This is a genomic window from Variovorax sp. Soil_C_39 (genome assembly GCF_057656815.1).
The window spans coordinates 667883-680781 of the sequence record NZ_JBDGJQ010000001.1 but is presented as its reverse complement, the minus strand read 5'-3'; the positions used below and the strand labels follow the sequence as shown (position 1 = coordinate 680781).

The 12899-nt window shown below is 69.5% G+C and carries 15 protein-coding genes; 9 read left to right on the top strand and 6 right to left on the bottom strand.

From position 1 onward, the window contains the following. Positions 1–133: 133 nt before the first annotated feature. Together AC3A6J_RS03225 and AC3A6J_RS03220 are read left to right on the top strand one after the other, a co-directional pair. A complete protein-coding gene (locus AC3A6J_RS03225; protein WP_487858453.1) occupies positions 134–1138 on the top strand; it encodes a Bug family tripartite tricarboxylate transporter substrate binding protein in 1005 nt (334 codons plus the stop codon). A 2-nt stretch (positions 1139–1140) separates the two neighbouring features. After that, positions 1141–1848 (top strand): arylmalonate decarboxylase, encoded by a 708-nt coding sequence (locus AC3A6J_RS03220; protein ID WP_487858452.1) that lies wholly within the window; start codon positions 1141–1143, stop codon positions 1846–1848. A 3-nt stretch (positions 1849–1851) separates the two neighbouring features. On the opposite strand, the gene AC3A6J_RS03215 is transcribed toward AC3A6J_RS03220, so the two are convergent. Both AC3A6J_RS03215 and AC3A6J_RS03210 read right to left on the bottom strand, forming a co-directional pair. Beyond that, positions 1852–3219: an MmgE/PrpD family protein gene (locus AC3A6J_RS03215; protein ID WP_487858451.1), complete on the bottom strand. Its 1368-nt coding sequence runs from the start codon at positions 3217–3219 to the stop codon at positions 1852–1854. Positions 3220–3228: 9 nt separating this feature from the next. Continuing rightward, complete coding sequence (locus AC3A6J_RS03210; RefSeq protein ID WP_487858450.1) at positions 3229–4395, bottom strand: acyl-CoA dehydrogenase family protein; 1167 nt, start codon at positions 4393–4395, stop codon at positions 3229–3231. A gap of 221 nt (positions 4396–4616) precedes the next feature. On the opposite strand from AC3A6J_RS03210, the gene AC3A6J_RS03205 reads away from it, so the two are divergent. Both AC3A6J_RS03205 and AC3A6J_RS03200 read left to right on the top strand, forming a co-directional pair. Further along, the gene (locus AC3A6J_RS03205; protein ID WP_337295628.1) at positions 4617–4796 is read left to right on the top strand and encodes a DUF3606 domain-containing protein; all 180 of its coding nucleotides are present in this window, start codon (positions 4617–4619) and stop codon (positions 4794–4796) included. Between the two features lie 164 nt (positions 4797–4960). Next, positions 4961–5638: a hypothetical protein gene (locus AC3A6J_RS03200; protein ID WP_487858449.1), complete on the top strand. Its 678-nt coding sequence runs from the start codon at positions 4961–4963 to the stop codon at positions 5636–5638. Here the strand turns inward: AC3A6J_RS03200 and AC3A6J_RS03195 are convergent. After that, complete coding sequence (locus AC3A6J_RS03195) at positions 5584–6828, bottom strand: DNA topoisomerase IB (RefSeq protein WP_487858448.1); 1245 nt, start codon at positions 6826–6828, stop codon at positions 5584–5586. The genes AC3A6J_RS03200 and AC3A6J_RS03195 overlap by 55 nt on opposite strands. 120 nt (positions 6829–6948) lie before the next feature. Between AC3A6J_RS03195 and AC3A6J_RS03190 the strand changes: the two genes are divergently transcribed. Continuing rightward, a complete protein-coding gene (locus AC3A6J_RS03190; protein ID WP_487858447.1) occupies positions 6949–7992 on the top strand; it encodes a purine-nucleoside phosphorylase in 1044 nt (347 codons plus the stop codon). Positions 7993–7998: 6 nt separating this feature from the next. Here the strand turns inward: AC3A6J_RS03190 and AC3A6J_RS03185 are convergent, their stop codons facing one another. Together AC3A6J_RS03185 and AC3A6J_RS03180 are read right to left on the bottom strand one after the other, a co-directional pair. After that, positions 7999–8685: a TIGR02117 family protein gene (locus AC3A6J_RS03185; protein WP_487858446.1), complete on the bottom strand. Its 687-nt coding sequence runs from the start codon at positions 8683–8685 to the stop codon at positions 7999–8001. Between the two features lie 14 nt (positions 8686–8699). Then, a complete protein-coding gene (locus tag AC3A6J_RS03180; protein ID WP_487858445.1) occupies positions 8700–9956 on the bottom strand; it encodes a Y-family DNA polymerase in 1257 nt (418 codons plus the stop codon). Between the two features lie 142 nt (positions 9957–10098). Between AC3A6J_RS03180 and AC3A6J_RS03175 the strand changes: the two genes are divergently transcribed. Further along, the gene (locus AC3A6J_RS03175; protein ID WP_487858444.1) at positions 10099–10938 is read left to right on the top strand and encodes an RNase A-like domain-containing protein; all 840 of its coding nucleotides are present in this window, start codon (positions 10099–10101) and stop codon (positions 10936–10938) included. 14 nt (positions 10939–10952) lie between these two features. Then, complete coding sequence (locus AC3A6J_RS03170; RefSeq protein WP_487858443.1) at positions 10953–11255, top strand: contact-dependent growth inhibition system immunity protein; 303 nt, start codon at positions 10953–10955, stop codon at positions 11253–11255. Between the two features lie 33 nt (positions 11256–11288). On the opposite strand, the gene AC3A6J_RS03165 is transcribed toward AC3A6J_RS03170, so the two are convergent. Next, positions 11289–11909 (bottom strand): hypothetical protein, encoded by a 621-nt coding sequence (locus AC3A6J_RS03165; RefSeq protein WP_487858442.1) that lies wholly within the window; start codon positions 11907–11909, stop codon positions 11289–11291. A gap of 98 nt (positions 11910–12007) precedes the next feature. Here AC3A6J_RS03165 and AC3A6J_RS03160 point away from each other — a divergent pair, with 98 nt between their 5' ends. Together AC3A6J_RS03160 and AC3A6J_RS03155 are read left to right on the top strand one after the other, a co-directional pair. Then, positions 12008–12292, top strand: a complete 285-nt coding sequence (locus AC3A6J_RS03160) for a contact-dependent growth inhibition system immunity protein (protein ID WP_487858441.1) — start codon at positions 12008–12010, stop codon at positions 12290–12292. Positions 12293–12334: 42 nt separating this feature from the next. Beyond that, positions 12335–12898 (top strand): putative glycolipid-binding domain-containing protein, encoded by a 564-nt coding sequence (locus AC3A6J_RS03155; RefSeq protein ID WP_487858440.1) that lies wholly within the window; start codon positions 12335–12337, stop codon positions 12896–12898. Position 12899 lies beyond the last annotated feature (1 nt).

Genomic DNA, 12899 nt, shown 5'->3' with positions numbered 1-12899 from the left:
AAGGACGCCCCCCGTTGCGCCTTCGGCGCTTCCCCCCACTGGTGGGCGCACCCGGCAGCCGGGCAAAGCCCGTTCCGCGGGTGCACTTGAATAGAGCCGCGCAGACGGCATTGACAGAAAACCTGGAGACATGATGAAAGCTAGAGAAATCACTCGCCCCGCCCGTCGCCACGCCTTGCGCACGGCCACGGCCCTCGGCCTTGCGACCTTGCTCGCGGCTCCCGCCGCCTGGGCCCAGAAGTACCCCGACAAGCCGATCCGGCTCGTGGTCGGCTATTCGGCCGGCGGCGGGGTCGATGCGGTCGCGCGGCTGCTCGGCACCCGGCTTGCCACCGTGCTCGGGCAGCAGGTGCTGGTCGACAACCGCACCGGCGCCACCGGCATGATCGCGGCCGAATTCGTCGCCAAGTCGGCACCCGACGGCTACACGCTCATGATGGGCGACAGCGCGCTGCTGGCCGCCAAGCTGCTGCAGCCCAGGGCCTCGGTCGATCCGCTCACCAGCTTCAGGCCGGTGGCGGGCGCGTTCGTCTCGCCGCTGATGATCGTCACGGGCAACGACTTTCCGGCCAAGACGCCGGCCGAATTCGTCAAGGAGCTCAAGGCCCGCCCGGGACACTACTCCTATGCCACCTCGGGCGTCGGGACGGTGCATCACCTGGGCTTCGAGATGCTCAAGCAGACCAGTGGCAGCAAGGTGGTGCACGTGCCGTACCGCGGCGCCGCGCAGATCGTGCCCGACGTGGTCGGCGGCCAGGTGCCGATCGGCGTGGTCAGCGCCACGGCCGGCATGGCGCAGGCCAAGGCCGGCAAGCTGCGCGCGATCGGCCTGATGAACACCGCGAAGCTCGAGGGCGCCGAAAGCGTGCCCGCAATGGCCGACGCGCTGCCGGGCTTCGACGTGGCGCCGCGCATCTTCGTGCTCGCGCCGGCCGGCACGCCCGACGAGGTCGTCGAGAAGCTGTCGGCCGCGGTCAAGGCCGTGCTCGACACGCCCGAAGCCGCTGCCGCGGCGACCGCCCAGGGCACGCTGCGCGCCTATGCCACGCCAGCGCAGCTCGGCAAGGACATGGCCGAGGAGACCAAGCGCTGGCAGCGCATCATTGCCGAGCAGGGCATCGTGGCCGAAGGCAAGTGATGATGGCCGTGCCCCACCTCGGCCTCATCGTGCCACCGGCCGCCGGCGCCGTGCCGGTGGACGGCCCGCTGCTCTACGGCGAGCGCATCCGCTTCAGCGCGCTGGGCCTCGGCCTCGGCGAGATCTCCACGCGCGGCTACACCGAGGTGATCGACACCGTGGTCGAGAAGGCCGTTGCGCTCAAGGCCGAGGGCGCGAGCGCGGTTTCGCTCATGGGCACCTCGCTGAGCTTCTTTCGCGGCGCGGCCTTCAACCGCGAACTGCAGGCCGAGATGGCCCGCGCCACCGGGCTGCCCTGCACGACCATGAGCAACGCCATCACCGGCGGGCTGCGCCACCTGGGCGTGCGCCGCGTGGCGGTGGCCACGGCCTACATCGACGAGGTCAACGCGCAGTTGCGGCGCTACCTCGACGACAGCGGCTTCGAGCCGCTCGCGCTCGAAGGGCTGGCGATCTCCGACGTGCAGGCCGTGGGCCAGGTGCCCACGCAGGTGCTCGTCGACCTGTGCCTGCGCGTGTTCGATGCGCAGCCCGGCGCGGACGGCATCCTGATCTCGTGCGGCGGCCTCGTCACGCTCGACGCGGTGCGCGAAGTCGAGGCGCGGTTGTCGGTGCCCGTGGTGTCGAGCTCGCCTGCGGGCTTCTGGGACCTCGTGCGCACGGCGGGGCTCGATGCGCGTTCGCCGGGGCAGGGGCGGCTGTTCGCCTGAAAGTCAGCCCAGCCATCGCGCCATGCGCGGCGTGGTCTCGAGTGCCCACACGCGCCCGCACAGCGCCTTCGCCTCCTCGGCGGTCACGCCTTCGCCGTACTGCGCCAGCCGCTGCATCTTGTCCTCGATCTCGGCGCGGCTCAGGCTGTTGCCCGGGTCGCCCTTGGGCTCGTCCAAGCGGCCGTGCAGCGTGCGGCCGTCGGTGGTGCGCACGCTGACCTTGCCGATCCAGCGCCCGGGATAGGCCGCATCGACCTCGGCGTCGAGTGCCATCGCCACCTTGTCGCGGAAGGCAGCCACCTCGTCGGCGAGAAAGTCGCGGTCGAACTCGCCGAGGCCTGCGCGGCCATGCACCGCGATCAACCCGAGCACCGTGCCCATCGAGAACTTGGCCTGGTGCACCGTGGCAGGCACCGCCACGCGCCCGAGCACGTCGATGGCGCCCTGGTGCACGTGCGCGGTCACGTGCGACACGTCGGCCGGGCGGAGCCCGTGCGCGGTCATCACCTGCAGCAGCGCGTCGGCTGCGGGATGCGTGTGGCGGCACGAGGCGTGGTACTTGAAAGAGGTCTCGGCCAGCGCCCAGCGCATGCCGAGCCGGTCGACGAGCCGCGCCGGATTGGCATCGCTCGACATGCCCGCCGCCAGGCCCTGTGCGCCTTCGAGGATCTTCTCGGCGCCCGTGAAACCGTCCTGCGCCAGGTAGGCGGACATCAGCCCGCTCGCGGCCGCATGCGCGCAGTGCAGTTGCTTGGAGTCCGCCGCGTCGCGCAAGAACTCCCAGAGGCCGGCCGACTGCGTGCCGGCCGAGCCGAAGGCGTGGAGCATCTGCGCGGGCGTGAGCGCGAGCAGGTTACCCACGGCCGCCGCGGCAGCGAGCGTGCCGGCCGTCGCAGTGGTGTGGAAGGTCTTGTAGTGCGAGCGCCCAAGGAACTCGCCCACGCGGATGCCCACCTCGTAGCCCGCGACCACCGCCGTGAGCAATTGCGCGCCGCTCGCGCCGAGGCTCTGCGCCACCGCGAGCGCGGGCGCGATCACCACCGCCGCCGGATGGAACACCGAGCCGTTGTGCACGTCGTCCTGCTCCACGAAGTGCGAGGCCGCGGCATTGACCAGCGCCGCGAACACCGGCGACGTCGTGCGGCGCGAGGTCAGCAGCTCGCTCGGCCCTTCGGCCGGTCCCATGGCCAGCGCGAAGCGCTCGATGCTGCGCACCGGCCGCGCGGCGCGTGCCGCGAGCACCGAGCCGAGCCAGTCGAGCACCAGGTCCTCGGTACGGCGCAGCACGGGCGCGGGAATGTCGGCAAGCTTCAGCTCTGCCGCGAAGGTCGCGAGCACCTGGCTGGGATGGTCGATGGTGGCGGAAGTCATGAAGGAGAGTCAAAAAGACCGCGGCAGCCCGAGCATGTGCTCGGCCACGTAGCTCAGGATCAGGTTGGTCGAGATCGGCGCCACCTGGTAGAGCCGGGTTTCGCGGAACTTGCGCTCGATGTCGTATTCGCAGGCGAAGCCGAAGCCGCCGTGGAACTGCAGGCAGGCGTTGGCCGCCTCCCAGCTCGCCTTGGCCGCGAGGTACTTCGCCATGTTGGCCTGGGCTCCGCAGGGCTCGCGCGCATCGAACAGTCGGCATGCTTCGTAGCGCATCAGGTTCGCGGCCTCGATCTCGATGAACGCCTCGGCGATCGGGAACTGAACGCCCTGGTTCTGGCCGATCGGGCGGCCGAACACCACGCGTTCCTTGGTGTAGGCGGTCACGCGGTCGATGAACCAATAGCCGTCGCCGATGCATTCGGCCGCGATCAGCGTGCGCTCGGCGTTGAGCCCGTCGAGGATGTACCTGAAACCCTGGCCTTCCTCGCCGATCAGGTTCTCGACCGGGATCTCGAGGTTCTCGAAGAACAGCTCGTTGGTCTCGTGGTTCACCATGTTCGGGATCGGGCGCACCGTCATGCCCTTTCCGATCGCCTCGCGCAGGTCGACGATGAAGATCGACATGCCTTCCGATTTCTTCTTCACCTCGGCGAGCGGCGTGGTGCGCGCCAGCAGGATCATCAGGTCCGAATGCTGGATGCGCGAGATCCAGACCTTCTGGCCGTTGATGACGTAGCGGTCGCCCTTGCGTACGGCGGTGGTCTTGATCTTCGTCGTGTCGGTGCCGGTGGTGGGCTCGGTCACGCCCATCGACTGCAGCCGCAGGTCGCCGCTCGCGATGCGCGGCAGGTAGGCGCGCTTCTGGGTCTCGCTGCCGTGGCGCAGCAGCGTGCCCATGTTGTACATCTGGCCGTGGCAAGCGCCCGAGTTGCCGCCCGAGCGGTTGATCTCTTCCATGATGACCGACGCCTCGGTGAGCCCGAGGCCGGAGCCACCGTATTCCTGCGGGATCAGCGCGGCCATCCAGCCGGCCTTGGTGAGCGCATCGACGAACTCGGCGGGATAGCCGCGCGCCTCGTCGACCCGGCGGAAGTACGCGTCGGGAAATTGCGCGCACAGCCCGCGCACCGCATCGCGGATGTCGGGAAAGTTCTTTTGGTCGTTGGCGTGGGTCATCGGCTTCGGTGTGGGTGGATGCTCCGAATCTATGCCGCTGCGCCCCTTCGTGGTTCAGCGATTGCGGAACCCAGCCTTCGGAAATTGCGAATGCCGGCGGTCGATTCGGACCTGTCCTGCATGCGCCCGCGCCGCCGTCCTCCAGCGCGGCAGCGGCCGTCTGGCGCATCGTTCATCGGCACTAAATACAGCGAACGCTGGCTGAAAAAGGAAACAACACCATGGCAGACGACCTGAGCAAACGCGGCCCGCAGGACCGCAGCCGCATCAACGTGAACGAGCCGCACGAGGTGCGCTACTGGACCCAGACGCTGGGCGTGACCGAGGCGCAGCTGCGCTCGGCCGTGGCGGCGGCGGGGGTCGAAGTGAAGGACGTCCGGGTCTACCTCGGCAAACCATAACCGTAGGCACGCTCCTACACCTGGCGCCGGGAGCGGGCACGATACTGCTTGCCTCTTCTTCGCTTCAGGACGCGCAACGTGAACGTGCCCCTTGCCGCGCCTCGCACCCCGGTGCGGGCCCACCCGAACATCGGCGCGGAGCCTTCTTCGGCTCCCCACGCGCGATGAAGGCCTCGCCCGGGGCCCGTAGCTGGATCGCCGCCGGCGTGCGCCACGAACTGCTGACGCGCGCGCTGCCCGCCTTGCGCCACGACATGGCCGCCCCCGTGTCGGTGATGCGCATGGCCCTCTTGATGCTCAAGCGCCAGGTCGGCGCGCCCACGATCGACGCCGCGGCGTGCGAGGAGCGCGTCGCGCTCATCGACCACCAGATGTCCGAACTCGTCGAAGGCATCCGCTCGCTGCGCGACTGGGAACTCGCCACCGCCGACGACGGCATCACGCGCAGTGCGCTGGTCGCCCAATGCGTCGGCCTGATGCGCGCAGCCTTCGACATGCACGGCATCACGCTCGACGTCGATCCGGCGCTTGCTTCAGGCACCGACGAGACGCGCTGGCCGCAGGGCGCGGCGCTGCGCTATCTGTTCCTGGGCGCGCTCGGCTACTTGCACGACGGCGAAACCGAGACCGGCGCGATCCGCATCGAAGCCCGCGGTGACGATGCGCTGTGCCTGGTCGGCACGCCGCGCGCATCGGGCGCCACCAGCCCGGTGCTCGATGCGCACCGCGCCCCGCGCGCGCTCGCCATCGACGCCATCGCGCTGCAGAGCCTGGCCGACGACCTCGGCTACACCGTCGCGCTGGAACGTGACAGCGTCTGCATCTCCCTCGCGGCCGGCTGAGTCTTTCTGCGCGCGGCGGCCTTGCCGTTGCTGCGACTCGCGCGAAGCTCCCGCGCCAAGCGCAGCCGGTTCAATCGCAGGAACGCGAGCAACCGCTGCTCCGGCGCATGGAGGCCGCGCGTGCGGCCGGCCGTCGCGGTGCGCGCGGACATCTGGCGCAGCACCTCGGCCGACGGATCGCCCTCGGCGCCCGCGAGCGCGCTGCCGAGTGCGAGCACGGCCGGATGCACGTACGCCTTCTTGCACACAGCCGGCGTGTTGCCGAGCTGCTTCGCGACCGCCGCCAGGATCTCCTTGGCCGTGTAGCGGCTGCCGTCGGCGGCCGCACGGCCGGGCTCGCAGGCAAGCCGCGTCAGCTCCAACGCCTGCACCGTGCCGTGCCAGGTGCGGAAGTCCTTGGCGGTGAAGCGCTCGCCGGGCGAGGCTTCGGCCAGGTAGTCGTTCACGTCGGTCGACGAGACGCTGTGCAGCGTGCCGTCCTCGTCCTGGTACTGGAACAGTGCCTGGCCGGGCAACTGCTGGCACTGGCGCACCACCTTCGCGACGCGCGGATCGTCGAGCTTCGCCTCATGCATCACGCCGCTCTTGCCGCGAAAGCGCAGATTCAGCGCTGCACCCTTCACCGCCACATGCCGGTTGCGCAGCGTGGTGAGCCCGTAGGAGCGGTTGCTTTGCGCGTATTCCTCGTTGCCCACGCGCAGCAACGTGGTGTCGAGCAGCCGCACCAGCGCCGCGAGCACGCGGTGCCGGCCCGGCGCACCATCGCCGCCGCCGTCCTGCAGGTCGCGTGCCACGCGCGCCCGGATGCGCGGCAGCGCGAGCGCGAAGGCTTCGAGCCGCTCGAACTTGGTCTCGTCCTTGTGGAGGCGCCAGTCGGGGTGGTAGCGATACTGCTTGCGCCCACGTGCGTCCATGCCGGTCGCCTGCAGATGGCCGTTCGGCAGCGGGCAGATCCACACGTCGGTGTAGGCCGGCGGAATCGCCAGCCGGCGGATGCGCGAGAGCTCGTCGGCGTCGCGCACCCAGCGACCTTCGGGATCGCGATAGCGGAAGTGGTCGCCATGCTTCAGGCGCTGGATGCCCGGCATGTCGGGGTTCACATAGACGAGGCCGTTGGCGATGGACGCGGCTGTGGGTGCCGGTTTCGAGGGCGGGGCGGTCGAGGAGGTCGGTTTGGAGCGGGCCGGCATGGGGGTTGCGTGGTGGCGTACCCAGCGCTTGTGCCTGCACCGACAATGGGCGCCTGTAGGACGCCGCAATCGCGACCGGTGCGATTGCGGCGCTTTCGTCTTCATTGGAGTTCCCGAAAAATGATGTCTGTTCCTCGACTGGCCGCCGTGTGCGCTGCGGCACTGTTCGCCGCCGGCTGCGCCGCACCCACCGCATCGACCGCGCCCGTGCCGCCCGCGCGCACGGCCGCGGCCGCACCGATCAAGGTGAAGGTTTTCGTGGCCGCCATGTTCGAGATCGGCCAGAACAGCGGCGACCGCGCGGGCGAGTTCCAGCACTGGTACGAGCGCTACTGGAAAGGCGCCGCGCCCATCGCCGTGCGCGGCGCGCTGCAGCCGGCCTACTGCAATGCCGACGGCGTCTGCGGTGCGGTGCTCGGCATGGGCAAGGTCAATTCATCGGCTTCGATGCAGGCCATCCTGCTCGATCCGCGCTTCGACTTCTCCGAGGCGTACTACGTGATCTCGGGCGTGGCCGGCACGCCGCCCGCGCGCGGCACCATCGGCGAAGTGAGCTGGGCCACCTGGCTCGTCGACTACGACCTCGGCCACCGCTGGGCGCCCGAGGAGAACAAGCCCGGCGAACCCACCTTCATGCCGCGCAAGGGCTACGAGGAATACCGCCGCTTCAAGCTCGACCCCGACCTAGTCGGCTGGGCCATGAAGCTCAGCGCGAACACACCACTCAAGGATTCCGACAGCGCGCGCAAGTACCGCCTGCGCTACCCCGATGCCGCCGCGCGGCGTGCGCCCTTCGTGGGCACCGGCACCCACATGACCGGCGACACCTTCTTCCACGGCCCCGGCATGTCGAAGCAGGCGCAGTACATCGCCAAGCTCTACGGCGCCGACGACTACGTCATCACCGAAATGGAAGCTGCCGCGATCACGCTGGTGATCCAGCGCAGCCACGGCACCGGCCGCGTGATGAGCCTGCGCGGCGCCGTCAACTTCGACCAGGGCAATCCGAACGAGACCACGCTGCAGCACCTCGACCCGGCGCCCGGCGAGACGGCCGGCGGTTTCGCCGAGACGGTCGAGAACATCGCGCTCGTGGGCACGCGCGTGGTCGACCACATCGTCGCGAACTGGCCGCGGTGGCAGCGCGGCGTGCCGAAGCCCTGAGCGCGCTCAAGGCGGCTGCAACGGCTGCAGGTGCCAGGTCACGTTGAAGTCGAACGGCGTCCATCGGCTCACCGTGACGCCCGCCTGGCGCAGCGCGCGGCCGGTCCAGGTGTTGCAGGTCTCGAACAGGTGATAGCCGCCTTCGGCCTCGTAGAACGCGTCGTCGTTGCCGTAGTGCGCACCAGCGATGGGCGTGGCGCGGCCTTCGGCCAGCGTCGCGCGCACGTAGCCGACAAGCCGCGCGTACTGTGCCTGCGAAAGCGGCAGGTGCCAGGCATTGCCTTGTAGCTGGGCACGCGTGAGATAGGTCACGTGGAGCAGCGCGCGGTTGCCGCCGAGCAGGGCGCCGAAGGCGCGCGGCACGGTGAGATCGGCCCAGGTCGGCGTGTGCAGGTAGAACTCGCGGTCGCCCCAGCCGATGGCGACGAACTCGGCCTCGGGCGCCACGGCCTTGAAGTGCGCCGGCGGAAAGAGCTGATCCCAGTCGATGGTGGCCGAGCGGATTGGGAAGACCAGGTCGGTGTGCACGCCGTTGCTCAGCACCCAGGCCTCGACCGCGGGCGGCTGCGTCGGCACGCGCGCAGCCGGGTTGGCGGGCCAGAACATCAGCGCGCAGGCCGCGGCCACGTAGAGCCCTGCAACCATCACCAGGCCCGACAGCAAGAACGCGACGCGCCGGAGCCAGCGTGCCATTGCAGGTCCGCTTCTCAGAACAGCGACGCGGTGGCCGACACGGCGGCACCGGCGGCGGTAACGGCGCGTGGCGTGGCACTGCCCGGCGCCGCCAGCGCCTCGGCGCTCCCGGCCTTGGCCAGCGCGCCCACGCGCACGCCCAGCAGGCGCAGTGGCCGTTCGAGCGGCACGCGCTTCAGGCACAGGCCGCCCGTGTGGCGGATCGTCTTCGCATCGTTCGTGAAGCGGTCGATGGTCTGGTCGCGCGTGGCGATCTTGAAGTCGTCGTAGCGCAGCTTGATGCCGATGGTCTTGCCGACGTAGCCCTTGCGCTGCAGGTCCTCGGCCACCTTCTCGCACAGGTGGGTGAAGATCGCGCCGAGCTCCGCGCGGTCGCGCACCGCGTGCAGGTCGCGCTCGAAGGTGGTCTCGCGGCTCATCGAGACCGGCTCGCTCTCGGTCACCACCGGCCGGTTGTCGCGGCCCCACGCGACCTCGTGCATCCAGGCACCGGTCGACTTGCCAAAGTTCTCGATCAGCCAGCCCCGCTCGCAGGCGGCGAGCTGGCCGATGGTCTCGATGCCCAGGCGCTTGAGCTTCTCGTCGGCCTTGGGCCCGATGCCGTTCACCTTGCGGCAGGGCAGTGGCCAGATGCGCGTCTGCAGGTCGTCCTCGAACACCACCGAGATCCCGTTGGGCTTGTTGAACTCGCTCGCCATCTTGGCGATGAGCTTGTTGGGCGCCACGCCGATCGAGCAGGTCAGCCCGGTGGCGTCGAAGATGGCTTTCTGGATCAGCCGCGCGAGCGTGCGGCCGCCCTCGCGCTGGCCGCCGGGCACGTCGGTGAAGTCCATGTACACCTCGTCGACACCGCGGTCCTCCATCAAGGGCGCGATTTCGGCAATGACCTTCTTGAAGGTGCGCGAGTATTTGCGGATCTCGTCGAAATCCACCGGCAGCAGGATCGCCTGCGGGCAGAGCTTGGCGGCCTTCATGAGGCCCATGGCCGAGCCGACGCCGAACTGCCGCGCCGGGTAGGTGGCGGTGGTGATCACGCCGCGGCCCACGTAGTTCTTGAGCCGCGCGAACGCCTCCACCGGAATGTCGGCCAGCGTGCCGCCGGGCGGCAGGTTGCGCATCGCCTCGTCGACGCTGCGGCGGCCGCCGCCGATCACCACCGGCAGGCCCCCGAGCTGCGGATAGCGCAGCAGCTCGACCGACGCGAAGAAGGCGTCCATGTCGAGGTGGGCGATGCGGCGAAGTGGCGGTGTTGGCGCGGGCGAGGAACTCACGGCCCCGATTGTCTCGCGGCCGGGGTGTCCTTGCAGGCGCTGCCGCCCGGCTGGCCTGCATGCCAGAATGCGGCCGACAACGGTTTTGACCCGACCGTCCGATGGCATGAACACACCCATGGCAACGAAAGGAATCCCCGGCATGGATGACGAAGTCGAAGGTATGACGATCGCCCTGACCCCGGTGCAGATGGCGGCGGTGCTCGGCGACCAGGAAGTGCCTGAATCCGCCAGCCTCAGCAACCGGCTCTGGGGCACGGTCGGTCTCGTGGGCGGCGTGGTCGAACTGGTCGGTGCCGGTGTGTTGTGCCTCGCGCCCGAACCCACCATGGTCAGCAAGGCCGGCTGCGTGGTGCTGGGCGTGCACGGCTTCGACACGCTCTCCACCTCGGGCCGTCAGGTCTGGACCGGCGTGCCGCAGCGCACCGCCACCGCCGTCACCGCGACCTCGGCCGCCGAGGCGCTGGGCGCATCGCGCGAGACGGCCGAGGGCATCGGCCTGGCGGTGGACGTGGCGGTGCCGCTGGCGGTGACCGCCGGCCTCGGCGCCGCGCGCATCGTCTCGGTGATGCGTGGCGGCCGCATCCGGCTGGTCCAGCACGAGGCCGCCGCGGGCACTCGGCTCGGCGGCCACACCATGGCCCGCCATGTGGGCCAGACCGATGCCCAGCTCCTGGCCCGCGTGCGAACCCCCACGCGCCCAGGACCCAGGGCCGTGTCGACCTTCAGCGATCTCGCCACCGCGGAGCGCGCCATCTCCGAGACGCTGCGCGCCAACTCGGCCGCCGTGAAGGCTTGGTCGCGCACCGCGGCCGCCGGCAGCAAGTCGCCGGAAATCGAGCATGTGGCGGGTTACGTGGTCGGGCGGGGCGTGCAGTTCGGCAGCACGGCGGTCAACGACCTCAGCGGCGTGCGGATCATCCTCAAGATGGAAAGCTATAACGGCAAGCCGTTCTACATCCTGACCGCTTATCCGATCTGAGGGCGGCCGTGGCTGTGCCGACGCGCTACAACCTGCTGGGCGACCTGACCGGCATCTACTTCGGCCAGGACGCCGATATCCTTTTCGGCGAAACGGCCGAGGAGATCATCGCGAGCCTGCGGGAGACCTGGACCGCTGACGAGGTGCATGCGTTGCGCATGCAAATCGTCGATTTCATGAACGCGCACCGCGACCCGGTCGAGCTGGAGCAGGTGTTCTCTCGGGATTTCTGCCGCTCGTACCGGCCGCCGGAATTCGGGAACACCGCCGAAGAATTCCTCAGGTCCGTGCTGCTTGCGTTGCCGCTTCGCGGCTGAGCGCGTAACGGCCTGACCGTCGGAGTCGTGCGGCTACAGCAAGCCCGCGGCCTCGCCCGTGGTCCACAGGTCGGCCCCGAGTTCCTTGGCGAGGGCCGCAATGAGCTGCTGGGTGCGCGCACGCAGCGGGACGATGCGGTCCCGAAGGCCTGCGCGCGGCAGCGTCACCGCGACACCAAAGTCGTCGGAGTCGGGATCGCTCTCGCGAATGTAGAGCGTGCCATTGCGTGCCCACACTTCAAGTTCCCAGCCTTGGTCCTGGTCGTCGTAGATCAGGCCTTCGTCCGTTCCGGCCAGCGCCTGCAGCACATGGTCCATGGCCGCAAAGGTGTCGTACCAGGGAAAGGACAGGCGCACGCCCGCCTCCTCGTTGTCGAAGCGCAGGTCGAGCCAGAAATACTGCCGCACCTGGTCCAGCTTCATGCCATGCCGGCGCGCGAGGTCGACGATGCGGCGGTAGTAGGCGGCGAGCTCCGCCTCGTGGCCGGGCAGCTCCGCGCTGCGCACCTGCAGCCGTTCCGCGCGCGGAAACGAAGGCAGCACTAGCGGCTCGGGCCGCTGGTAGGCCGCGGCCTGGAATTCTTCCGAAAGGTGAAAGGCGATCTCGGGCTCCAGCGCGGTGATCGGTTTGGCGTCGGCGAACCAGGATTCCACGTGCACGCTCCTGAAATGATCGAGCGGAGGATGTTAGCCGGACGGCGCCGTGGCATGCTGGCGTTCCCACCTCGAAAACTCTTCGACGAGCAGATGCCATGCACCGCTACGAACTCCTCGAGAACCTCACGAGCGTCTACTTCGGCCAGGATGCCGACGTGCTCTTCGGCGAGACCGGCGCCGAGATCATGGCCGAGTACAACCAGGACTCGACCCCCGGCGAGCGCAACGCGCTGCGCGCCGAGATCGCCGATTTCGTGCAGACCCATCCCGCGCTCGAAGCCGATTTCGCGCGGCTGTTCGAGCGCAACTGGTTGCCGCCCGACTTCGGTGCGACCGCACGCGAATTCCTCGACCACGTGCTCGCCGCGCTCGCGCCCTGAGAACGCTTGCCTCGGGCGCGCGCTCGCGCGATCATCCGTGGCATGCAAACCGTCGCATCCATCCTGTGGCGCCGGCTCGACGTACCGGGCCATGACGCCTGCCGTCTCGAGCGCAACGCCTCGGCATGGCAGCTCGACGGCGCCGCCGTGTTCCGCCTCGAGGACGGCCGCAACGGCCAGCTGCACTACCGCGTGCGCTGCGACCTGCACTGGCACACGCAGTGGGGCACCGTGCGCGGCTGGCTCGGTGGCGCGGCGGTCGACCTGGCGATCGCGCGCGATGCGCGCGGCCTCTGGAAGCTCAACGACGAGCCGGTGCCCGACCTGTCGCACTGCATCGACCTCGACCTCGGCTTCACGCCGGCCACCAACCTGCTGCAGCTGCGCCGGCTTCATCTGGCAGTGGGCGAAGGCGCCGACGCGCCGGCCGCCTGGGTCGACCTCGACGGCGGCGGCGGCCTCAGCGAGCTGATGCAGCGCTACGAGCGCACCGCCGACGATGCCTACGGCTACGAGGCGAAGCGCTTCGACTATGCGGCGACGCTGCAGGTGACCGGCGACGCCTTCGTGCGCGACTACCCCGGCCTCTGGATCGCAGAGGCCTGAG